26 protein-coding genes and 3 rRNA genes (1 of these 29 cut by a window edge) are annotated in these 22,904 nt (G+C 43.9%); 17 read left to right on the plus strand and 12 right to left on the minus strand.

Annotated elements, in window-relative coordinates:
• The 3 genes from CTT31_RS04780 to rrf (CTT31_RS04790) form a co-directional block, all read left to right on the plus strand.
• Positions 1-869, plus strand: a 23S ribosomal RNA gene (locus CTT31_RS04780) (it extends 2,015 nt beyond the left edge of the window).
• Positions 870-1,059: 190 nt separating this feature from the next.
• Positions 1,060-1,173, plus strand: a 5S ribosomal RNA gene (gene rrf / locus CTT31_RS04785).
• A 41-nt stretch (positions 1,174-1,214) separates the two neighbouring features.
• Positions 1,215-1,328, plus strand: a 5S ribosomal RNA gene (gene rrf, locus CTT31_RS04790).
• Positions 1,329-1,679: 351 nt separating this feature from the next.
• Here rrf (CTT31_RS04790) and CTT31_RS04795 read toward each other — a convergent pair.
• The 12 genes from CTT31_RS04795 to ettA all read right to left on the minus strand — a co-directional run bounded on the left by CTT31_RS04795 (position 1,680) and on the right by ettA (position 13,750).
• Positions 1,680-2,075, minus strand: coding sequence for a hypothetical protein (locus tag CTT31_RS04795; RefSeq protein ID WP_260492089.1), 396 nt, complete (start codon positions 2,073-2,075; stop codon positions 1,680-1,682).
• The gene (locus tag CTT31_RS04800) at positions 2,042-2,575 is read right to left on the minus strand and encodes a hypothetical protein (RefSeq protein ID WP_211859426.1); all 534 of its coding nucleotides are present in this window, start codon (positions 2,573-2,575) and stop codon (positions 2,042-2,044) included. Before CTT31_RS04800 ends, CTT31_RS04795 begins: the two co-directional genes overlap by 34 nt.
• Before the next feature lie 190 nt (positions 2,576-2,765).
• On the minus strand, positions 2,766-4,229 hold the full coding sequence (locus tag CTT31_RS04805) for a sensor histidine kinase (protein WP_260492090.1): 1,464 nt from the start codon (positions 4,227-4,229) through the stop codon (positions 2,766-2,768).
• Positions 4,226-4,957: a response regulator transcription factor gene (locus CTT31_RS04810; protein ID WP_260492091.1), complete on the minus strand. Its 732-nt coding sequence runs from the start codon at positions 4,955-4,957 to the stop codon at positions 4,226-4,228. Before CTT31_RS04810 ends, CTT31_RS04805 begins: the two co-directional genes overlap by 4 nt.
• Before the next feature lie 52 nt (positions 4,958-5,009).
• Complete coding sequence (locus CTT31_RS04815) at positions 5,010-5,717, minus strand: spondin domain-containing protein (RefSeq protein WP_260492092.1); 708 nt, start codon at positions 5,715-5,717, stop codon at positions 5,010-5,012.
• Positions 5,718-5,726: 9 nt separating this feature from the next.
• Positions 5,727-6,425 carry a spondin domain-containing protein gene (locus tag CTT31_RS04820; RefSeq protein WP_260492093.1) on the minus strand — a complete coding sequence of 233 codons (699 nt, stop codon included), beginning with the start codon at positions 6,423-6,425 and terminating at the stop codon, positions 5,727-5,729.
• 244 nt (positions 6,426-6,669) lie between these two features.
• The gene (locus CTT31_RS04825; protein ID WP_260492094.1) at positions 6,670-8,637 is read right to left on the minus strand and encodes an FAD-dependent L-amino acid oxidase; all 1,968 of its coding nucleotides are present in this window, start codon (positions 8,635-8,637) and stop codon (positions 6,670-6,672) included.
• 365 nt (positions 8,638-9,002) lie between these two features.
• Positions 9,003-10,172, minus strand: coding sequence for a glutathionylspermidine synthase family protein (locus CTT31_RS04830; RefSeq protein WP_260492095.1), 1,170 nt, complete (start codon positions 10,170-10,172; stop codon positions 9,003-9,005).
• Positions 10,173-10,448: 276 nt separating this feature from the next.
• Positions 10,449-11,045 (minus strand): DUF1190 domain-containing protein, encoded by a 597-nt coding sequence (locus CTT31_RS04835; protein WP_069020308.1) that lies wholly within the window; start codon positions 11,043-11,045, stop codon positions 10,449-10,451.
• Positions 11,046-11,054: 9 nt separating this feature from the next.
• Complete coding sequence (locus CTT31_RS04840; RefSeq protein ID WP_069020306.1) at positions 11,055-11,459, minus strand: DUF350 domain-containing protein; 405 nt, start codon at positions 11,457-11,459, stop codon at positions 11,055-11,057.
• A 44-nt stretch (positions 11,460-11,503) separates the two neighbouring features.
• The gene (locus CTT31_RS04845; RefSeq protein WP_010378318.1) at positions 11,504-11,869 is read right to left on the minus strand and encodes a PilZ domain-containing protein; all 366 of its coding nucleotides are present in this window, start codon (positions 11,867-11,869) and stop codon (positions 11,504-11,506) included.
• Positions 11,870-12,085: 216 nt separating this feature from the next.
• Positions 12,086-13,750, minus strand: coding sequence for an energy-dependent translational throttle protein EttA (ettA, locus tag CTT31_RS04850; RefSeq protein ID WP_010604458.1), 1,665 nt, complete (start codon positions 13,748-13,750; stop codon positions 12,086-12,088).
• 424 nt (positions 13,751-14,174) lie between these two features.
• Between ettA and CTT31_RS04855 the strand changes: the two genes are divergently transcribed.
• The 14 genes from CTT31_RS04855 (at position 14,175) to CTT31_RS04920 (ending at position 22,867) form a co-directional block, all read left to right on the plus strand.
• A complete protein-coding gene (locus CTT31_RS04855; protein WP_010378322.1) occupies positions 14,175-14,453 on the plus strand; it encodes a helix-turn-helix domain-containing protein in 279 nt (92 codons plus the stop codon).
• On the plus strand, positions 14,428-14,790 hold the full coding sequence (locus CTT31_RS04860; protein WP_039496108.1) for a hypothetical protein: 363 nt from the start codon (positions 14,428-14,430) through the stop codon (positions 14,788-14,790). Before CTT31_RS04855 ends, CTT31_RS04860 begins: the two co-directional genes overlap by 26 nt.
• Positions 14,791-14,810: 20 nt before the next feature.
• On the plus strand, positions 14,811-15,230 hold the full coding sequence (locus CTT31_RS04865) for a glycoside hydrolase family protein (protein ID WP_017218911.1): 420 nt from the start codon (positions 14,811-14,813) through the stop codon (positions 15,228-15,230).
• Positions 15,218-15,625 carry a 3TM-type holin gene (locus CTT31_RS04870; protein WP_017218912.1) on the plus strand — a complete coding sequence of 136 codons (408 nt, stop codon included), beginning with the start codon at positions 15,218-15,220 and terminating at the stop codon, positions 15,623-15,625. The genes CTT31_RS04865 and CTT31_RS04870 overlap by 13 nt, the downstream gene beginning before the upstream one ends.
• Complete coding sequence (locus CTT31_RS04875) at positions 15,622-15,870, plus strand: hypothetical protein (RefSeq protein WP_010378331.1); 249 nt, start codon at positions 15,622-15,624, stop codon at positions 15,868-15,870. Before CTT31_RS04870 ends, CTT31_RS04875 begins: the two co-directional genes overlap by 4 nt.
• A 60-nt stretch (positions 15,871-15,930) precedes the next feature.
• Positions 15,931-16,773 carry a baseplate assembly protein gene (locus CTT31_RS04880; protein WP_260492096.1) on the plus strand — a complete coding sequence of 281 codons (843 nt, stop codon included), beginning with the start codon at positions 15,931-15,933 and terminating at the stop codon, positions 16,771-16,773.
• Between the two features lie 8 nt (positions 16,774-16,781).
• On the plus strand, positions 16,782-17,693 hold the full coding sequence (locus tag CTT31_RS04885) for a phage tail protein I (protein WP_260492097.1): 912 nt from the start codon (positions 16,782-16,784) through the stop codon (positions 17,691-17,693).
• Between the two features lie 401 nt (positions 17,694-18,094).
• Complete coding sequence (locus tag CTT31_RS04890) at positions 18,095-18,640, plus strand: phage tail-collar fiber domain-containing protein (protein WP_019647288.1); 546 nt, start codon at positions 18,095-18,097, stop codon at positions 18,638-18,640.
• A gap of 9 nt (positions 18,641-18,649) precedes the next feature.
• Positions 18,650-19,426 (plus strand): phage tail protein, encoded by a 777-nt coding sequence (locus CTT31_RS04895; RefSeq protein ID WP_260492098.1) that lies wholly within the window; start codon positions 18,650-18,652, stop codon positions 19,424-19,426.
• A 10-nt stretch (positions 19,427-19,436) separates the two neighbouring features.
• Positions 19,437-19,751: a hypothetical protein gene (locus tag CTT31_RS04900; protein ID WP_260492099.1), complete on the plus strand. Its 315-nt coding sequence runs from the start codon at positions 19,437-19,439 to the stop codon at positions 19,749-19,751.
• Positions 19,752-19,877: 126 nt separating this feature from the next.
• A complete protein-coding gene (locus tag CTT31_RS04905; RefSeq protein ID WP_260492100.1) occupies positions 19,878-20,648 on the plus strand; it encodes a hypothetical protein in 771 nt (256 codons plus the stop codon).
• A gap of 11 nt (positions 20,649-20,659) precedes the next feature.
• On the plus strand, positions 20,660-21,124 hold the full coding sequence (locus CTT31_RS04910; protein WP_260492101.1) for a hypothetical protein: 465 nt from the start codon (positions 20,660-20,662) through the stop codon (positions 21,122-21,124).
• Positions 21,125-21,183: 59 nt separating this feature from the next.
• Positions 21,184-22,140: a baseplate assembly protein gene (locus tag CTT31_RS04915; protein WP_260492102.1), complete on the plus strand. Its 957-nt coding sequence runs from the start codon at positions 21,184-21,186 to the stop codon at positions 22,138-22,140.
• Positions 22,121-22,867, plus strand: coding sequence for a phage tail protein I (locus tag CTT31_RS04920; protein ID WP_260492103.1), 747 nt, complete (start codon positions 22,121-22,123; stop codon positions 22,865-22,867). Before CTT31_RS04915 ends, CTT31_RS04920 begins: the two co-directional genes overlap by 20 nt.
• Positions 22,868-22,904: the final 37 nt, after the last annotated feature.

The following is a 22,904-nucleotide window of genomic DNA, read 5'->3' on the forward strand; positions in this document are numbered from 1 at the left end:
TGTGTACCCGCGGCTAGACGGAAAGACCCCGTGAACCTTTACTACAGCTTGGCACTGAACATTGACCCTACATGTGTAGGATAGGTGGGAGGCTTTGAAGCAGAGACGCTAGTTTCTGTGGAGCCGACCTTGAAATACCACCCTTGTAGTGTTGATGTTCTAACTTAGGCCCCTGAATCGGGGTTGAGGACAGTGCCTGGTGGGTAGTTTGACTGGGGCGGTCTCCTCCCAAAGAGTAACGGAGGAGCACGAAGGTTTGCTAAGTACGGTCGGACATCGTACGGTTAGTGTAATGGTAGAAGCAAGCTTAACTGCGAGACAGACACGTCGAGCAGGTACGAAAGTAGGTCATAGTGATCCGGTGGTTCTGAATGGAAGGGCCATCGCTCAACGGATAAAAGGTACTCCGGGGATAACAGGCTGATACCGCCCAAGAGTTCATATCGACGGCGGTGTTTGGCACCTCGATGTCGGCTCATCACATCCTGGGGCTGAAGTCGGTCCCAAGGGTATGGCTGTTCGCCATTTAAAGTGGTACGCGAGCTGGGTTTAGAACGTCGTGAGACAGTTCGGTCCCTATCTGCCGTGGGCGTTTGAGAATTGAGAGGGGCTGCTCCTAGTACGAGAGGACCGGAGTGGACGAACCGCTGGTGTTCGGGTTGTGATGCCAATTGCATTGCCCGGTAGCTACGTTCGGAACTGATAACCGCTGAAAGCATCTAAGCGGGAAGCAGGCCTCGAGATGAGTTCTCACTTTGACTTAGAGTCAACTGAAGGGCCGTTGAAGACTACAACGTTGATAGGCGAGATGTGGAAGTGCTGTGAGGCATTAAGCTAACTCGTACTAATTACCCGTGAGGCTTAACCATACAACGCCAAAGTGGTTTATAAGTGACAGAAGTTAATAGACTAAAGTAGACAAAAGAATTTAATAGCTTTTTCCGGATTTAAGAATTAAACAAGGTGACCAACCTCAGCGGTATCGCGAAATCGGTTCACCTTGCGCAAATGGAATGCTCGTGCGAGGCACGATGTCATTAAACATTTGCACCCAGTTTTCCTGGTGACTATAGCGTTTTGGACCCACCTGACCCCATGCCGAACTCAGAAGTGAAACAAAACAGCGTCGATGATAGTGTGGATTACCCATGTGAAAGTAGAACATCGCCAGGGCCAAATTTAATATAAAAATAAAAACTAAAAAACAGTATTTTCCTGATGACCATAGCGTTTTGGAACCACCTGACCCCATGCCGAACTCAGAAGTGAAACAAAACAGCGTCGATGATAGTGTGGATTACCCATGTGAAAGTAGAACATCGTCAGGGCCTAATTAAAGAAACCCGTTACAGCAATGTAACGGGTTTTTTGTATTTGGGCTTCAGTACATCGCGAGATAAACTCGCTCCCACCAAAGCATAATACCAATCAGCCTTAATATTTGCTCAATTTGAAGGAGCAAATCTGACGCTAACCGCGTTAAAAATTTCTCATTTAGAGCAACTAAATAGCAAAATTTTCGCTTTGCCTACATAGATGTAGGTACCTAGGCAATAGCAGGACGCGGTAGCGGTGTTATCGACCAGGTTCTCTCGCCTCAAAATAGATCACTTAATTAAGCGAATTGGTATTACTTTAATATTGCGTTAGCGCCTTTCCATCTACGTAATGTCTCATCACTATGAGCCGCCGGCGATCACCCTTATCTCACGTTGTCTGTTCATAGAGTTATGCGATGTAGCTCCTCGTGATGGGAGTCTATTTAAAGTAGCCAATGGTGAATTCCCTAGTGCGATTTCTACCTCAAAGTGATATGCATTAGGATTTTCTGGTGCATAGTTTTGTTTAGAGAAGAAAAAGCAAGGATCACCACTCATCTCCCATCGGACACCTTTTTTCAAAATATATGAAGCGCCAGTAATATTCTGCCACTGCCGGCCGGGTTGTTTGTATTGATAGCGCTGACGGATATCAATGGTTCTTCCCATGGTTAGCGGGCGTCTCACAATATAATCAGGATTGAATGTTGAGTGATCGTCAGTTACGGAGGCGCTTTGAGAACCATTTTGAGGCATAAAAAACTTTGTGGTACTCTGCTTAATAGTTGGTTAAAAGGTGGATCATAAGCCCTAGCGGTAGGGTACCAGACATGCTCTCTAGTTAGGCAGTGTGTAAAGGTGTTAACATCACCATTAGTGCTGTCAAATGTGAATTGATGCTTAAAAATATACCTAGCATTATCAATCCTTATCAAGCCATGGGTGGGATCTCGAAATTGATACCATTGCAACTCAAAACCATGAAAAGCCATGTTGTAATTCGTTGGACGGGCAAAGCTATCGATATTTAATGCGTTGCCTAAATACACTAATGCAGTTTGATATTTTAGAAGTTTATCAACTGGCAGGCCGTGGATCTCACCCTCTATATTTTCGGCTGTCCGATTATTGATATTTCGATTATTGGGGCTGTTTTGCGCATTACCACCTAGCAATAGAATAATATTGTTCAGCGAGGAAGCATTCTGGCGAAAGCCATCATTGGCAGTTCCAATGTGGTTCATAAAGTTACGCATAGAGACGACTGGCATAGCAAACTTTCCGTATTATCTTGCAACTAATTATTGTGTTATTTTACTCTTAATTAAAATGTAGTTTACTTGAGTAGAAAGCCAGAAAATATTTACATTGAAAATATATTGAAAGTGTACTTTAAGTAAAAGCCCAGACTAGTAGATGCCTAATTGGAGCTAGTTACTCCGAGTTTTATTTGTTCAAAGGCAAAATGACGGTGAATTGGCAGCCTTCATTGAGTGCGCTTGCTACACTGATCCGTCCTTTGAGTAATTTGATAAGCTCACTGGTAATCGCAAGACCAAGACCCGCATTAAATTTACGATTACTATTACTATTTTTGGCTTGAAAGCTTGCATCAAAAATATGTTGTAGATCCAGCTCACTGATCCCAATGCCCGTATCATTTACCTTAATATGTGCATAACCCTCATGCTCTTCTAGTACCAAACTAATTACTCCGCTAGCCTCTGTGTGTCTAATTGCATTATCTATTAAGTTTGACAACACTCTATCTAATTTCCCTATGTCACAGTTAATCACCAATGTACTTTGAGGTGGGGATATTGCTATCTGTAACTGGTTGGCTTCAGCTTTCAACTTGAACTTAGCTGCAACGTCATACATAAGTTCAAGTAGATTAAAGGGCTCAATATGAAGTTTGGTATGTCCAGCTTCTAGATGAGCGAGTTCAAAAATTTGTGCAATAAGATGATTGAGCTGATTTATATTTTTGCTGGCAATTTCGATGTGCGAAACGATATTTTTGTCACTCGTTTGTTTTTCTATCAGTTCAATGTAACCTTTAAGCGAGGCAAGTGGTGTGCGGAGATCGTGGCTTAGCTGTGAAAGCAATTCTTTACGTTGTTCATCTTTGAGGCTAAGTGTGGTTAATTGCTGCTGAATTTTATCCAGCATAGCATTGACGCTGCGACCCAGCTGATGGATCTCATCATCTTCTTCGGGCCAATTTATTTGGGCATCAGGACTAATATTAAAATGGTTTTGGCTGACTTGATCTATATATTGAGTCAGTCTGGACACGGGCTTGGTGATTTTATTAAGCAGTAGCAAGACGACAACCAGCAAAAAGAACAAAGTGCCTAATAACCAACTTACCCCAAGCATTATCTTGTCTGAATTTTTTAGTTGCTCAATAATGCTATCGTATTTTGACGAGCCGATGATGATATATAGATAACCCTGCAAAATATCTTGATTAAATACAGGGGCCACAGAGAAAATTTTACTGCCGTTAACACTCCTAGGATCGTCACCAAATACAGGTAGTTGGCTATCGCTCTTTAGGAGTTTTTTTAACGGGGTAACATCAATTTGCTGACGTTTAACCTCTCCAGGGGCTGCAGAGTAAGTTAATAGCTTACCTTCAGGGGAGACAAAGTAAAACTCGAATGAGGGGCCTAGGATCATCAAGGTGTGAAATAGATTACTCAAACCATCATAGTCGTACACTCCCTCTTTTATCAGGGGGTTATCGTCAACAAGGTGGGTCGCAAGTGCGAGGTGTAATTGTTGTTCTGCTTGAGATTTAGAGACTTGAGATAGCGCTTGAGTCCACCACACAAAAATCGCTGCAATGACAACGAAAGTGACAAATAAGGTCAGTGCGAGTTTTTTGTAGAGTGAGAGCTTCATACGCTTTGCCCGTTAAGAGAGGCTGAATTTAATTTGTAACCAACGCCCCACACTGTTTCTATCACCGTATTATTTGAAATAGCTTCAAGCTTTGCCCTCAGACGATTAATATGGGAGTTAACGGTATGCTCGTATCCTGAGTGTTGGTAGCCCCATACTGATTCTAATAACTGGGTTCGAGAAAACACGTGATTTGGGTGTTTAGCAAAAAACTGCAGCAGCTCAAATTCGGTTGCGGTAAGGTCTAATCTAACATTAGCCAACGAAATTTCATGACAACAGGCATCGATAACTAGGCTCCCAACTGCAATTTTATTGTTCGGGAAGTCCGCATTTTCAGTCTGCATTGGTTGCTTAAGTTGCCTGACATGGCGTAGCTGGGCTTTCACTCTTGCTTGCAACTCTCTCGTATTGAAAGGCTTGCATATATAGTCGTCCGCACCAACTTCTAGTCCAATGATCTTATCGATATCGCTACTTTTTGAGGTGACGATGATGACACTACTCATAGGGTAAAGCGCCTTAAGCTCTCGACAAAGGGTTAGTCCATCCATATTAGGTAGCATTAAATCCAGTAAAATCACGGCAAAATCGTTCGCTTTAGCAGTCGACAATACTTGGCTGCCGTCAGCAACATGCGTTACCTCTAAAGCTAACTCCTCTAAATGCACTTGGAGTAATCTCGCTATGTCTAAATCATCTTCAACTAGCAACACGTTTTCTAACATAAATAGCCCTTTATGAAAGCGCAAACGCCTATGGCAGACGTTTGCGCATAGGCTATTTAACTCTCTCGATAGTGACTGCAAGCAGTGGGTTATCAAATTTATGGACACTAGTGAGCGTTGAACTTTGGAGTCCATCATCACTACCAACTACACCACTGTGCATCGTCACCATGTTGTGATTATCGTTGCGCTCTGCGTTAAAGCCCTCACCGCTGTCTGCTGGGCCTGGTATGGTTCCCGCGGCTTCGCTATTCAGCTCAGTGCCAGCATCGTAGGCAAGTGTTCGATACATTTGCATCTCGCCTACTGGCAGCGCAGAGACGTCTATAGCATTTAGACCGGAGAATCCATCATTGGTATTCACCATCATGGTTAATAGCGATAACTTAAGCTCAGAAAGGTCAGTAGTTTTGATGGAAAGGTTGGTTGTCGCACCGGGGCCTAAAGGTCCATCCGTTGAGACGGATGCTTGTGTCATCTCTTCGGCTATGATGTCGCTGTTATTTCCGCCCTCTGCAAGTTGCTCTAATGCTTCACTTGCTGGCATGCCAACGGTAAAGTAATGACCAGACTGGTGAAGCAGCACTGCAATTGGTGACATTGGCTGTGCATGTGTAAGGTTCGTGATGGTGATGGCAAACTCATACTCAACCGGCTCTGGCTCAACCGGAAGCTCTGGCATCACCATATCATTGTCATTGTCTCCACATGCACTGAGCAGGAGCGCAGACATGGCGATTAATGCTAATTTCGCTTTCATAGCTCCCCCTTATTTTACGGTTACTGTTACTTTAGCTACGGGATTTAACCAACGGTGTACGGTATTATGCAGATCGCTATTACCGCCGACTTGCTCAGCGTCACCTACGTTGCCTCTGTGAATATGGACCATGGTGTTTTCTTCACTTGCTGTGACACCAGCACCTTGAGTTCCAGGAGCTGCACCTGGCGATGCTGGGATCCCTAAAATACCGGGTGCACCAGAGCCTTCGACAACCAGTTCATTATTCGCTTCAGTACCCGCATCATAGGCATTAAGGTAAACTTCATAGGTGCCGGCAGCGCTTGGAATAGGCCACGCATTTAATCCTACAAATCCATCATTGGTAGGAAGTAGCATTGCCACAATTGAAAGATGCGTATTTCCCTCACTGGTTGATATCATCGCCATTGTAGAGCTAGCGGGTTCAAGTAGCCCCTCAGCTGTGTTGGCGACCATATTGGCGTTTGAGCTTTCGAGGATTTGTCCTAAAGCTGAAATGTCACCGCCTTCGGCCATGGCTTGCAATGCTTCAGAAGCTTGCTCACCGAGTTTAAAAAGAGCGGTATCTTGATTATGAGCAGCCACAAGGATAGGCGTATAGTAAATACCGTGAGAGAGGTTAGTGATTTTTACTTCAAGGTCTTGTGCCAGCGCAGCGCTTGATAAACACGTAGCGACTAATGTTGTCAGGATTTTTGCTTTCATGATGTACTCTTCTTATTAGGATTAACAGTCTCCTTATCATGGCTGCAAGATATTGAGATAGGCTCACGGAGTTATCACGTTTTTATCACAAAAGCGTAGAATACTTATCACAGGGCTCAGATCAGCGGAGCTTAGGGTAACTTGAAGTACGCCGGAACGGTTCTAGTCGGTCGAGAACTATCAATTAGTTCTGCAAGGTAGGGATAATGAGGAGTAAAAAACTCCTCGTTACTAGAGAGGCGGGTTAGGGCTTATCGAAATAACTGAGGTTGACGCCAAGCACACTATTGGCATCAGCAAGCGTTACTTTGTCTTTAGTGTTTGGCGAAAAGTTAGGATCGATATATTCCATAATCATTTCATTAGCAATTTTCCGATAGGCGATTTGTATTGCTTCTGACGAGCTACAGCCTTGGTCTGTTTCAAAGACCTCACTTAGCGGCGCTAAACCAAACCCTTTTTGTAGCGCTAAATCTGTCGAACGTAACGCGCCTTCTACCCAGCCCTGATAATCAGAGTAAGCTTCACCGCAGGTAAACAGATTTGGCAACGGCTCCACTAAATCTTCGATGACGTCTTTATCATTCGCACCAATTGCCCATTGATGTACACCAAAACCAAATTGAAGATTTTCAGGGACATTGAAATTCACATTCCCTTCCCAAATTCGAGCGCTAGTGAGGGTGGGCTGTGGGACATAGTGCGTATTAAAAATGTCTTTAAAGAATTGTGTCGCTTGTCGTACAACCGCTTCTGAGGCTGGAAAAATATCACTGGGAATAGACTCGACGAGTTCCGACTCACGAGGGTGATGATAAAGCTCACCTTTGTTTTGCAGTGCACTCCAAAAATTAATATTTAAATAATCACAGTAAATAGTCAATGCGGCTGGACGACTGTATTTAGCTGCTTCTATCCCTTCGAGTTTGTGTTGGGTTTCAGAGTTAGGCTCTGCATGACGCTCGTTATACATAAGCGCGGCTGCAAGCTCATCATCTAAAGCATAAAAGGGATAAACAGAACCCGTTGGTAAATCGGCAAAGTTAGGTCCAAAGCTGACAGCTGGACGTCCTGTCATGCCGGTTCCCCACCATGCAGTGTCGTAGTATAAATTAATCTTCAGGAGCGGTTGGTTGCTTGTGCTTTGCAATGTATCCCATAACGCATCGCGCCGCTGCTTTGGTAGTTGTTTGAATACATCCGACGCTATGAACAACTTTTCAAGCGCGAGCCTTGGTAGCCCTAAAATAAGCTTTTCGGCTTTAAATGTTCCTTCGCTTATTTTTCCGTCTTGCTCGGTTTTGGTGTACTTAAGTACATATAGATTGTCTGCTTTATCGAAGGCGATGCTATCGATGCTCGTTTGCAGGTAAATCTTCTCTTTACCTATTTTATCCACCAGCGCGTTTGGCAGGGTGCTAAAGCCGTCTTTAAAGGTTCTAAATTCGACATCTGCAGGAAAGTCTTCCAAAAGCTGATAGGCAACCCCCGCATTCATTTTCGATAAGAAGGTGCCATTAAAGCCCAAAACACGATACAGCATGGTGATACATTCTTGGCTATAACCCATATCAGTGAGTAAATCCCACAAAGACCAATTATATAGCGGCTCACCTTGCCATTGACATTGCAGACGGAAATCCTGCCAAAACTCTGGACCGCGAACCTCTGGCCTTGAATCGAACTGTGGATTCACTTGCAAGATACGATTAAAAACAACATTAATAATGTCTTTGGGGTTAACACCTTGCTCGTTTGGGTCGAGGTTATAAAGTGCTGACCAAATATGATAGTCGTCTTGTTCGGCATCGTTTACCGAAAAGCTGGTACCGCGAAAGTAGAGTCGGTTATTGCCTCCGCTATTCATGGGAAACGGGACTATCTGATCTTCTAGGCCTAACTTTAGAAAGAGGGCCATTAGGTCATCCATACCCTCAAATAGAAACCGCATACCACCTTGTTCTTCTTTGACTGTAATGGTGCTGTCAGGCTTTGCTCCTGCGCGGTTATCTCTGAAATGGATAAGATCTGAGTCTAATCTTCCACCTGTGCGGTTGCTGCGCTCAAAAATGGAGAAGTCATCAATGTCTGTTTCGCACTGTAATCGCCAAGCGCTATACAAACCAGACATACCAGCCCCTATCACTGCGACTTTCACCGCATCTGGAATGAGTTTTTGACTGATGTCTGTACCTATTTTGTAGTGAGTCATGTGAGTTCCTTAGTCGACTATGTCTCACACTTTGAGGCTGACTGCTTTTATACCAGTTGGTATTACTTCCTAGCTCGCTAAGTGATCTATAATGTATCTATGCACTCCAACCTGTTGAGTGCACTTTCCAAAAATTTGTTGCAACAAGCCAAGTATTGCTTTCTCAGCCTGATGCAAAACCCAGATACTACTTTAGTACACTGGTTAAGTTTGTGTTAATTTTTGCGGCGGGTTTTGCCAAGTGTTTGTCTAAAAAGTACGAATGGCATGAATTTAATATGCTTTTATTCTTGGCTGAACACTAATTTGAGGTATGGAACATATTTGTTCCATACCGACTAACTTGTTTAGGGGAGCGGATGAATTTAGCCAACAATGATATGGGGTAAAAAACGGCTAAGATCTTGGGTGATCAGACTTTTATCTTCACGGACACCAATTCCAACTGCCTTATCACCGACAATCCATGAGCCGATGAGCGTATTGAAGTCCGCAAATTTGGGTAAAGGTGAGTAAGCTTGATAAATATAACCTTCTTCGCCATATCCACCAGCAGACTGTGCAAGCAGCTGTTGATCTTTTCGGATCTCAATATTCGCGCCTTCACGAGAAAATAGCGGCTTCTTCACATAGCCGGACTCGCTGCTTGCAATTTTATGCTTGTCCTGTTCAAAGTATGCTGGTAACAGATTTGGGTGATTGGGAAAGGTTTGCCATAGCAAAGGTAAGATTGCTTTATTAGATAAAATCGCTTTCCAAGCAGGCTCTAGCCATTGCACTTTTGCTTCCGATAATTGTTCACTATATTCATCTTGAAACATAAATTCCCACGGGTATAGCTTAAACATCCATTGAATTTTTGAATCATCAAGGTCGACAAAGTGTTGGTTATCAAATCCGATATCTTCGATAAAAACTTGTTTCGTTTTGAGTCCAGCTTCCATCGCGCAGCTGCGCATATATTGAATGGTGCCCAAGTCCTCAATGCTTTCTTTGCAGCAAGAAAAGTGTAGGGGAGCACCACGGTGGAATTTATGCAGTTGATAAAAGCGCTCTATCAGCGCTTCTTGAAGGCCATTAAATTGATCCGCATTACGCGGTAACTTACCGGCTTTTACCTGTTCTTCAAGCCATAGCCACTGCCAGTAACCCGTTTCGAATAAGCTGGTGGGCGTGTCGTAATTGGCCTCCAGCAGCTTAGCTGGTGACTTACCATCGTAACTAAAATCAAAGCGACCATATAGTGCTTGGTCTCGACGACGCCATGAGCGAGTCACTAATTCCCATTGAGACTCTGGAATAGCAAACTGTTGCAGAAGTGACTCGTCATTACACACTAAATCGACAAGGTGTAAGAGCATTTGGTGGAGTTCATCACTTGGGTCTTCCAAGTCTTGCTCAATTTGTTTTAACGTAAATTGATAATATGCACTTTCGTCCCAATACTTTTCACCATACATAGTATGAAATTCAAAGCCGTGGGCTTTTGCTTGTTCACGCCAGTGTGGGCGTTCATCAATAGAAATTCTTAACATAAGTGTAAAATCGATCCGTCTAATACCAATTGTATTAAGTAAATGAGCTATTTTGAAGCGGGGAAATAGCTTTAGTAGCAAGGCAAAAATTTTGCTATTTAGTTGTTCTAAATGAGAGATTTTTAACGAAGCTAATATGGTATTTCACTCTTCAAATTGATTGGAGAATTAATTCAATTGGTATAATACCAATTGCATAGATACTTGGTAAATTACAGAATATGTAATAAAAAGCCGAGTGAACCTCGGCTTACCTTTTATCAAGAGAAGGTTGGCTTAACTGCCCCAACTGCCACCACTACTACGAGAAGCTGTGCGACCAAATCCACCACGACTGCGTGATACTGAGCTGGCGCGCGGTTTGTAATTTATAGTTGAGCTTTTAACCGATGTTGTACCCGATGATTTTGCAGATGCGACAAACCCGTTTTGCGCATTTCGGTAGCTAAAAAAGTCATCACGAGAGCGATACAGTGGCTTTGCGCCCGAATAATAAATGCCGCTTAAGTAAGCCGCTTTCTTCTTTTTGCGCTTTTTCATCATGTCTAGGCCTTCGTCTACTGCTTCTGCAAGTGCAGCAACCATAAAGCCTGCCATAATTGGACGCCAGATCCCACCACTCGAATTTTCACAGCGATCAAAGCCAAAGTCGCTTTCGCACAACTGCTCAGAGGCATATTTGGGCGCTTCTTGGCGATGGCTATCGAGTGCTTGTTGGTATTGAAACTGGCATGCTTCTTCTTCAATACCGAATGATGTGCATTCATCAATGTCTTTAAAAAGTAACGCTGATTCGTCGCTATCACCACACGCAGTCAACCCTCCTGTGGCGCCCATTAATAAAGTCAATTTGATTGTTCTACTCCTTTTCATCTTGACTCCTTAATAGGTCATGCAAGCGGCATTCAAAATTCCGGTCGCAAGCGAGGCACCACCTAAAAACAAACCTGCACTGATGTGATTATTTTCGATTTTCTCAGATAGCTTTGGCATATACAGCCTTACCATGAAGAAGGTAGTTAACTGCATGACTCCCGCAATAACACCCCAAACGGCAAAATCAATAAGAGATACTGCATTGACTGCGGCACTGGCGATAGGCAAAACAAAACCAATTAAGGTACCGCTAAACGCAGTTGCAGCAGCAGGGTTGTTTTCTTTAACTAGTTTCCACTCACAATAAGGGGTAACTTTGGAGTAAATAAATAAAAAGACTAAGGTAAGTAAGTAGGCAAGACCGAAGTAGGTAATAAAAGGGACAAATCCTTGTAAAGAATCCAAAATCATAATTCTCTCTTTGTTATAGCATCGAATTTGAAATCCGATAGATATTAATCATCATCGTAGGTGAGCTGCTCCAGCTCGCGATGTAGTATATCATCATCTCCAAGGTTAAGTTCAATAAGGCGCTTTAAATGCGTCACACTATCGAGATCGATTTGGCGGCAATGTACACCTAGATGACCTTCTTCAACATGACGAACCTCTACCTCCATCGTAATTTGGATATCACTCCCTGGTAGGTAAAAGTTTAAACTTGCTGGGTCGTTTTTGAGTGGCACATAGCCATCGGGCAGGGTGAGTAACGCGCCATTGAGCGATAAATCCAAGATTTCGCAGCTAAAATCACCGCTTGAGGCCATAAACTGAGCCTCGTTTGAAAAAATAACTCTGGAAAAACGTCGACGTTCTTTCATTACTGATCCTAATAGTCCGTATAGGTAAAGAATAGCTTATATCATTGTGCTCGCTACTAAAAAATGACAATAAATTACGCTGGCTTGGATAGGATTGCTGCTGCAGTTTGATTTGCTACGTACCTCCATAGTGCGGCATGAATAAAGAAAAGCAGGTATTAAAAATAATAAAGGCTCCTAACGAGGAGCCTCAGATTATCATTGTCGATAGGCTTATTAGCCAATCTTCTTGTATTTGATACGTTTAGGCTCTGCCGCCTCAGCACCAAAGGTCTTCTTCAGCCACTCTTCGTATTCAGTGTAGTTGCCGTCAAAGAAATTGATTTGGCCTTCATCACGGTAATCTAGAATATGGGTCGCGATGCGGTCTAGGAACCAACGGTCGTGCGAGATACACATAACGCAGCCCGGGAATTCCAAAATCGCATTTTCTAGCGCTCGTAACGTTTCAACGTCGAGATCGTTGGTTGGTTCATCCAGCAACAGTACGTTACCGCCTGCTTTTAGTAGTTTTGCTAAGTGCAGACGATTGCGCTCACCACCAGAAAGCTCTTTTACAAACTTTTGTTGGTCATTGCCCTTAAAGTTAAAGCGGCCAACATATGCGCGGCTTGGTACTTCAAAGTTACCAATTTTAAGAATGTCTTGGCCGTTAGAGATCTCTTGGAATACGGTGTTATTACCGTCCATGTCATCACGGAACTGTTCAACAGTGGCGATTTCAACCGTTTCACCAATAGTGATGTTACCACTATCTGGCTGCTCTTGACCGCTTAGCATTCTAAACAGCGTTGACTTACCCGCGCCGTTTGCACCGATGATCCCAACAATTGCACCTTTAGGTACGTTGAAGTTCAAATCGTCAATCAACAATCTGTCACCGAAGCTCTTACGTAAGTTGCTCACTTCAATCACTTGGTCGCCTAAGCGAGGACCAGGTGGAATGAATAGCTCATTGGTTTCGTTACGCTTTTGATAGTCGTTTTGCTGAAGCTCGGTAAACTGCGCCATACGTGCTTTAGACTTAGCTTGGCGACCTTTCGGATTTGAGCGTACCCATTCAAGTTCTTTTTCAATCGACTTCTGGCGTGCTTTCTCTGATTTTTCTTCTTGCTTCAAGCGTGCATCTTTTTGCTCAAGCCATGAAGAATAGTTACCTTCCCACGGAATACCATGGCCACGGTCAAGCTCTAAAATCCAGCCTGCTACATTATCTAGGAAGTAGCGGTCGTGGGTGATCGCGACCACTGTGCCCTCGTAGTCATGAAGGAAGCGCTCCAACCACGCAACCGACTCGGCATCTAAGTGGTTAGTCGGTTCGTCAAGAAGCAGCATATCTGGCTTTTCAAGTAACAGTCGGCAGATAGCAACACGGCGTCTTTCACCACCTGATAGGTGCTCAATTTTCGCATCCCATTCTGGTAAACGAAGCGCATCGGCAGCGCGCTCAAGCGCATTATCTAGGTTGTGACCGTCATGTGCTTGGATGATAGCTTCTAATTCGCCTTGCTCTTTAGCTAGCGCATCAAAGTCAGCGTCTTCCATTGCGTACTCTGCGTACACTTCGTCTAATCGATTCAGGGCGCGCTTAACTTCGCCAACTGCTTCTTCAATCGTTTCACGAACGGTTTTGCTTTCATCTAGTACAGGTTCCTGCGGTAGGTAACCAATCTTAGTACCAGGTTGCGGACGTGCCTCGCCCTCGAATTCGTTATCCACACCCGCCATAATACGAAGTAGGGTCGATTTACCTGCACCATTAAGACCTAAAACACCAATTTTAGCGCCAGGGAAAAAGCATAAAGAAATGTCTTTCAGAATAGTGCGCTTAGGTGGCACAACTTTGCTCACCCGCGACATGGTATAAATATATTGAGCCATGAGTTTCCAATCTCTTTTTTAATTTAGATGTATTTTAGAGAAAGCCTTCCAGTGCTGCAATGTTGATAGTTCAGAACGAGGAAAAAACAATGCCCAAGCTAGTTTAAGTTAACTATTGTAATTTTTTATTTACCTTTTAATAAGTTAAATAATTGGCCTGTTTATTTATCCAGTGTTTAATTGTAAGTTTATCATTCATAGGTCATTTTTGACCTGTTTCCAATCCGAGGAATCGCTATTATATCACTACGCTGAAGAAAGTTATTAGATGAAAATGTTAACGAGTGTGGTGGGTTTTTACCGGAACTAAGAACTCGATGGCAAGGATGAACGGCTACGTTGTTTTCGCTTTTCAGCGATCCCCATTCAGCTAAGCAGAACAAATTTTCACTAGTCGTGTTTATTTTTTGAGGTAAGGAGAACAATGACACTTATAAACACAACCACATCCAGACTGGTGGGTCAAAGCAAACCAGCTCCAACAGGAGCCGAAATTCTTCGTGTTGCGCGAAAGCTCAGAGGTTACACGCAAGCTGAATCAGCCGCTCATTATGGTATTGAGGAGCGTACGTTAAGACGATGGGAAAATAGGGAATATAGCCCACGCTGGAATGATGTTATTGGCCTAGTTGAAGATGTGTACTTACTCGATATTTTAGAAGTGATAGGAAAAATCCATGACCAACAAGCAAGTGACAATTAAACAGGTACGTACTGCCCTTAAGCGCTGGGGTAAGTTTTGGTGTAGTAAAGAGCTAGGTAAGGGCTTTAGCCGTCAAGCTGCAACTGAAGCTATTGGCAGTTCATCAAGCAAATACGTGAGTGCAGAGCAGATGCATGTGCCAGATGAAATTGCTCAACTTACCGCATCAATTGAGTTACTTAGACCAGAATGTAAGCGTGCAATCCGAGCTAAATACATGATGCATAACAAAGTGGTCGATGCAGCAAAAACATTGGGTTTTGACAGCAAGCGTTCAATGGAGTTTTGGTTATTGAAAGCTGAGCAAAGCTTGATGGTTAATATGTCGACACATTAGCAACAATAAAGGGGAATTGTATGTCCGTAATGAATACAGTAGAGCAACTCAAAAAACATGAGGGGTTTCGCCAATTTCCTTACCTTTGTACCGCGGGAAAGCTGACTATTGGCTATGGTCGAAATCTCGATGATAAGGGGATTGATGAAGAAGAAGCAGAATCACTACTTGCGAGCGATGTAGAAAATGCCAAAGCGGCGGTGGCGCGCAGGATTGCAACCCAACACTGCAATGATGCACGGATGGCGGTGCTGGTAAATATGGCATTTAACTTAGGGATCACAGGGTTACTTAACTTTAGTCGAATGTTACAAGCGGTCGAAAAAGGTGATTTTGATACCGCTGCGCTTGAAATGTTAGATAGCCGATGGGCAAGACAAGTGCCTAATCGCGCGCAAGAGCTTGCTCAACAGATGATCTCTGGGGAATGGCAATCATGAGTCTATTAGGTAGCCTATTTTCTGCAAAAACAGTGGCTCCGATAGAAGCAATTGGCAATATTCTTGATGAATTGTTTACCAGTGAAGAAGAAGTACTCAAGCAAGAGCATTTAAAGGCGAGACTAATAGCAAAGCATGCATTAGTACAAGCGCAGATCAATCAAGTTCAAGCAGCGCATCGCAGTGTGTTTGTTGCGGGGGCGAGGCCTTTTTTGATGTGGGTGTGTGGTCTAGGCTTTTTGTTTTCGTTCGTGATTAATCCAATTCTACAGTGGTTAATGCCTGAACATGGTACGCCTGAGTTGCCGCTGGATGTGATGTTAGAGCTTACGCTTGCCATGTTAGGGCTTGCAGGGCTTAGAACCGTTGAGAAAGTAAAAGGGGTCAGCAAGTGAATCATCCTGAACAATGGCAAATGAAAAAGGAGTTTAATTTGGCCCACATTCTCACCACCATTGCGCTGTTGGTGTCTGGTGTTATTTACCTTGGCGACTTAGATAAAAGGATCACCACAAACTCCCAAGAGCTTGACCACCTCAAGCAAATTCGCCAAGAAGACCAAAAGCGCATCGAAAAGCGCTTAGATTCTATAGATAAAAAATTAGATACGTTGCTCGGTGCCCGCAGAGTGGGTCCGTAGCGCCGCTATTATCGGCCGTATTGGCTTTCTTTATCCAACCCCATTTAAAAGGAGAGTAGCATGAATAATGCTATCGATTTGACGCGCCTATCTGCACCTGATGTGTTGGAGACAGTCAGCTATGAAGCTATTTATCAGGAATTAGAAGCGCAATTGCAACAGCAGTTTCCAGATTATCCATTTCTTCCCTCAGATCCAGCAATAAAGCTGATGGAGCTTTTTGCCTATCGCGAGGTATTACTGAGACAGCGTGTAAATGACGCCGCACAATCTGTGATGGTGGCATATGCCACGGGCAGTGATTTGGATCATTTGGGTGTTTTGTTCGGTGTGGCGCGAGAAGAAGCGGAATCGGATGAACGCTATCGTTTGCGGATCCCACTTTCTCTTGAAAGTCATTCAATGGGAGGCACATCAGGTGCTTATCAGTACCACGCGTTTACCGCTTCTGCAAAAGTGAAAGACGTATTTGTTGAATCAACGTTGCCGGGTATTGTTGAAGTCCATGTGTTACCAGTTGCTGATGTGGTGACTTTGGAAGATAAAGAAGCACTAAGAACGGAGGTGTTACGTTATCTCAACGACGAAGATGTTAGACCGCTTACGGACCTTGTACGCGTGCATTTGGTAGAGCCAACGGCCTACACGATTGAAGCCGATATTTACTTTAATGCAGGTATTAATACGGAGCAGGTTAAAGTGTCCATCCATCGTGCAATTGAAAACTTTATTCAATCGCATTACTTGCTCGGGAAAGAAGTACCCAGTTCGGGACTTATTGATGCCTTGCATCAAGGAGGAGTAAGAAAAGTGAAGCTTCGCTCGATGCATGACGACCTCTCACCAAGTGCTAAAAATGCAGCTTACTGTCGCGATGTGCAATTACATTTTTCAACGGAGTAAGGTGAGCTATGACAAGTTATCATAAATTACTGCCACCTGGCACATCAAAGCTGGTTCGCACTATTGCTGAGCAAGCTGAAGACTTACCGAGTAAGCTTGAGGTAACACCAACTATCCCAGAATATGTGGGCAAGCAATGGCACCCAGAGACCTGCCCAGAGGCTTTATTACCTTGGCTTGCATGGTCTTTATCAGTAGATGAGTGGGATGAAAGCTGGCCGGTAGATACTAAACGGGCATTTATCGCCAATTCGGTCAAAGTACATAAGCACAAAGGCACGGTTGGCTCGGTAAAGCGAGCATTGGCAGCGCTAGGGGTAAGTGTTGAGTTTTTTGAATGGTTTCAAGAAATTGATGATATAGCACTGGCGCCTTATCAATCAAAGCAGCCGCATACCTTTATGTTTATCGCGTGGGCGAATGAAATTCCGTATACCAGTGACGCTGTGATCTTAAGCCCAGAGCTTTACCAAGCCGTTAAAGATGTTACTGATAGCACTAAACCAAAACGTGCCCACTTCGATTTTCTAGTTGGTGCCAAAATGAGCCTAACACTGCAAACTGCCTCTATTGCCAGTGGTTTGCAGGTTGCGAGAAAGTCAGCGCAAACTGAGGCCGTAAAAGCACCCGCTGCCACCGTATCAGCGGCATTTGCATTGGCAAGCAATAAACAAATCGCAGCAACTGGTCGATATATGAAAAGCCAGCATGTGAATGCGTATTTACAAAGCTCTGCGCGAGTAGGGCTTCACTTAAATAACCGTCGTCATGTGGTTAGCCGAATTTATTTAACCAATGAGCAAAGATTGCCTGCCGCCAAGTTTGACTTTACGACGGAACTTGCGAGCACTTTGCACTTTACTAATCGTCGTTTTCAAGTGGCTAGATTCTACTGCCACACTTATACCAATTTGTCTTAATACGTGCTCAATTTGAAGGAGTAAATCTGACGCTAACGGCGTTAAAAATTTCTCATTTAGAACAACTAAATAGCAAAATTTTCGCCTTGCCTACATGGATGTAGGTACCTTAGTGATAGCAGGACGCGGTAGCGGAGTTATCGACAAGATTTTCTCGCCTCAAAATAGCTCACTTAATTAAGCAAATTGGTATTAATCATCGCAGCAATTTAGCCTACAACCGCTATTGGAATAGCAAATAAACACTTCAATTGATGTCATCAGCGTTTACCCAGCGGTAGTACCTATTGGTATAAAACCCATTGCTGTCATTTCATATCAATGTGCTTAATAAACCAACTTATCAAATGAGTTGTGTATTGATGCGGGTTGATATCACTCAACAAAAGGAGACAGGTGCTGTGAGCACGATTTTACGGCCGACCATCACCACCGCGGGTTTGGAAGCAGTATTTAACGCCCAAAAAAATGGCTTTCAAGCGAAGATCAGCAAGGTAGGGCTTGGCACTGGTAATTATACGCCAGATCAAGGCCGCCGCCAGCTACAACAAGAAGTCCACCGCATTATGGTGGCAAGTGGCGAAGATAAGGGTAATGCCCAAATCCATATGAGTGTGATTGATGATACCGATCATAACTTTTGGGTCAATGAAGTGGGCTTTTATATCGAAAGCGAAGCAAATGGCCAAACACAAGAGGTGCTATTTGCGGTGTATTCTTCACCAGATAGACCTATTGCTTATAAATCGGCGGAAGTCGATTTACTTCTTGCTTTTGATTTGGTGCTAACGGGCGTGCCTGCCGACGCAGTTACCATCGTCGATAACGGCGTTAATCTAAATATTCTTATCGCCCCTGAACTTGCCAAGCTAGGCGCTGCGCAAATTAACAATATGACTCGTCATCTTAAACAGAAGTTTGAGTTGATGGACAAAGGAATTTTATAGGAGCAACTCATGGCATTAGAACAAGATATTGCTAATCTCATTCAGTCTACCGATGCCTTAACGGCGGTGGTGGATAACAAGGCGCAGCAGCTTGATAACCAAATGGCTGCCTTTGACACGCGTATTGCGAAAAAAGAGCAAGATGTCGACAAATTTATTCAAGAGGCGATGCCAGAAACACGCTATGTTCAGGATATTTTTATCGGGGGTTCAAAGGATTATTTTTATCCGGTGTGGTGGCGTTTTCCTGGTAATGCCGCGGGAGTGAGTAAGTTAACGATTGCTCGCCAGTATTCTTGGAATAGCGACACACAACCCTTAAACACCACAAGTCCTCATCAAGCGGCACTTTTACTTGAGTTGGAGGGAAATGCATCAGCTTGGCACGGTGATGCAAATTTTCTACACGTTAAGCGCTTTCATGAGCGTTATAACCCTACCGTAAGCCATGCCAGTTTTGCTATGTACTGTAAACGCGAGAAAGTTGACTCAAGTTTAGATCTATATGGTGGCGGTGAAGAAGGTGCCTTTGGTGCATTCTGTGCTACTCATTGCGGGGTTTACTTAAGAGGTGGCGGTCTTAAATATCGAATTATTAAAAACTGGAAAGGCGACGTATGGTTCCATGACGGTAGCGATCAAGAAAGACGGAATCTATATGCAAGAAGCTGGGATAATTGGACAGTTCGTTGGTACGCAGAGCCAATTCCATTTGCCGAGCGTTTAGCCCCAACACTAAGCGCTATTCCATACGCAAACCATCCATATACACCACCAACAGCTTAAAGGAGTCACAATGGAAATTAAAACCTTAAAAATCGGTGATGATGAACTGATTAATGTACCGGCAGATGAAAAAACACTGGCAGACTTGGGAGTAGCCAGTGCTGACATTCCAAGCATTTTAGCTGAGGCAAAGCAGGCTCAGCTTGCAGCGCAATGTATGCATGCTAGAAGTTTTGCTTACCAGAGCGAGTCAGATGGTCTTGCCTTCGATTATCTAGCGGCAATGGCCGAATTTGGTGAAACGAGTGAAGCCGCACAAGCGGCAAAAACTGCGTGGCTGCAAGCGCGAAGCACCATTAAAAACCGTTATCCAAAACCGCAATAACACCAATCTACAACGACTTTAGGCTATTAAGCCCACCATTCGGTGGGCTTTTTTGTGCCTGATTTACCGCTGAGATAACACTCAGTATTCCTTTTACAAATCGTATTAACCATATGGAGAAAAAATATGGCATTAGAACAAGATATTGCCAAATTGATTGAGGCGTCAAACGACCTCACCGCAACCGTCGATAATAAAATTCAAGATATTACGGCGACTTTAACTAGCAGCGTTGTTGATGCAAAAAATAAAGTCAACGCGGAGTTAGGCAAAATAGATCAAAGGTTTGACTCTACCCGCAAAAAGCAGTCGCATTTTCGCGTGACTAAAAACCAAGCATTAATTCCCAATGAGGCAGGCACTTTTCCACACTCTTGGAGTGGTGGTTATGTAAAAGAAGCAAGACTTTTAGAAACAGTTACAACCGGAGTCGAAACAGACCAAAGAACACCGCTCGCAAGAGAGTTTTTACGAGCAATTAATTCCGACACCAAATACTTTGCAGGTAAATTTAATATTTGGGAGCTGGAATATTACCCAAACCGCCGGGGCGAGAGTGCACATCTATTTGCTTATTTAATGTACCAGTACTTTAGAGCACCAACTTTGGTCACTGTCGCGGCTATCGTAAAACATATAAGTGGAGTACTACCCAATGGGTTTTGGTGTGAGGGTTTAGAGGCAAATCAAGAAGCGAAGCTTTGTGGTAAAACCATTTATTTCGGTCGAAATAAATATAGCCACTGTCACCCTTTTGTTCATGGTCAAGGTAAGCCTGAAGATGAAACTGGCGTGATTCAAATAGCCCTTCCTGCCGTTGTGACAGGAGAAGTACCTTTGGATGACTGGGGACAATTCGCCTATTTAGGTGACGCTACACAAAATGCTTACGGTTAAGGAGAATAAAAATGGCAAAACTAATAGTAAATAACCAAGTTGTTGATAAGTTTTATGACGCTAATACCCCATATCTGGTAACGCAAGAATTTGTTGAAGATACATTTGGGGTGGGAACAACATTCACATTAGAGCTAAGCGCAGTTGAGACAGCACTGCAGAGCAAGCAGTCTGCGCGTGAGCAAATTGCTCAACAAGTTGCAGACACAGACACATTGCTCGGTACAACGGCAGATACGGCACAATTACTGTTGAAAGAGCTGAGCAGTTTGGTTACTTCACTTAGCACCGCGCAATCACTGGATGACGTTAGAGCTTCTGTGAGTGGACTTAAAGATAAAATTGGCCATATTCACGCTGATGTGCAATCGGGAAGCTTAACTTTTCCGTATCAAGTGAAAGGCGAAGCACAGGTGATGCACGAAATCGCCGAGCGTGCAAATGGCGTAAGCCAAGCACTGCAAAGTAACGCTTAAACATACCTACCACAAGCACCCAGTCATTTTTGATTGGGTGCCTTATAACAGGCCCCATTATGTCTTTAACTAACTTCAGTGCGGTCAGTCTTAGTCAATTACCCGCATCCGATTTACTTGAACCCGTTGAATTTAAAAAGCTTTATAACGAGCTAAAGCAAGCCGTAGAGCACGCCTGCCCAGAACTTTCTGAGCTACTACCTGGCGACCCCATCGTCAAGCTGATGGAAGTCTTTGCTTATCGAGAGCTGCTATTACGTCAACGGATTAATGAAGGCGCGCAGCAGGTGTTGCTGGCAAAAGCCACGAGCAGTGAACTCGATTATTTGGGGAATCGTTTTGCGGTGATACGAGAAGCTGGGGAGAGTGACGAACGCTTTCGAGCGCGTATTCAATTGGCACTAGAAGGGTTTAGTACAGCAGGGCCAATTGGTGCTTATTGTTTTCACACGCTTAAAGCCTTACCTCAAGTTAAGGATGTTTTTGTTGAGTCTCCCGAATTTGAGCTGCTTCAGGTCGAGCCGCCATTATCAGACTTAGTACCAGTGCATACGAAATTACTGCATTGTACCCATGCCGCTAGGCTTCTAGATGCCGCGCCGGGAGATGTTGCCATAACGGTGCTGACAGATAGAGGCAATGGCATACCAAATCAAGACGAAATCACAGCAATTACAGAGCATTTGTTTCAAGAAGATATTAGGCCTTTGACCGATAGGCCACGAGTACTCTCAGCAGAGGTAAAAGAATTTACCCTCCTCGCCACGCTTTATTTATATCCAGGCCCCGATGAAGAAAAAGTGAGATCTACGGTGGAGCAAAGCGTGCAGCAATGGTTAAAAACACATCATAAACTTAATCATGATATTCGTTTATCTGGGCTTTACAGTGCGCTACACCAAGCTGGTGTGCAACGTGTTGAGCTGCTCTCACCCACCGCCGACATTATCAATACCCCTTGGCAGGCTGCGTTTTGTACACAAGTGGAGATAAACATTGCAGGAAGAGATATTTAATACACTATTACCGCACGCAAGTACTAAGCTTGAGCATGCGCTGGCAAAGGCGCTAAGCAAAGTTTCCGCGACTCCTGTTCCACTTGGTAGTCTTTGGGATCCCTGGCGATGTCCCGAGCATTTTTTACCTTGGCTTGCGGATGCACTCAGTGTGGACTTTTGGGATAGCGCTTGGCCAATTGAAGTGAAGCGCAAGATTATAGCGAATAGCGTGCCCGATCATCGAATAAAAGGGACGGTTAGTGCAATAAAAAGCGCGCTCTCCACTCTAGCTGCAAAAGTTGAGCTTAAAGAGTGGTGGCAACAAGAAAATCCTCACGCGTTTACGCCGCATTCTGCACAGATCATTGCTTTGGCCGCTCAGAACCTAGACCCAGCAGGCAGCACGCTACTGACTCCTAAGTTGCAAGCACAACTTTGGCAAGCTGTGGTGATGACAAAACCATGCCGCAGCCAAATTAGTTTGCGTGTAGGTGTACAGCAAAGTGCAAATTTATCACTCAATACCGTCAGTCAGTCTGCGAGCCTCCAGCGAACATGGATGCCTCAACAAACAGATAATGTTGCAAATTTAAGCCAGTCGTATCTTGCTGGAACTTCTGTTTTGCAAGGGGTGGGCAAAATATCCGGTGAAGTGCGCTCTGATCTTAAAAGTGCTTCCAGCCTGTATGTTCACGCAGCGCCTTTTGCTATTCAAATCCAGCGACAGTCGTTTTATTGCTATTAATACCTAAACAAAGCTGCTGCAAAAACAAACTTGAAGA

The sequence above is a fragment of the Pseudoalteromonas maricaloris genome (assembly GCF_024746855.1).
Classification (GTDB): domain Bacteria; phylum Pseudomonadota; class Gammaproteobacteria; order Enterobacterales; family Alteromonadaceae; genus Pseudoalteromonas; species Pseudoalteromonas maricaloris.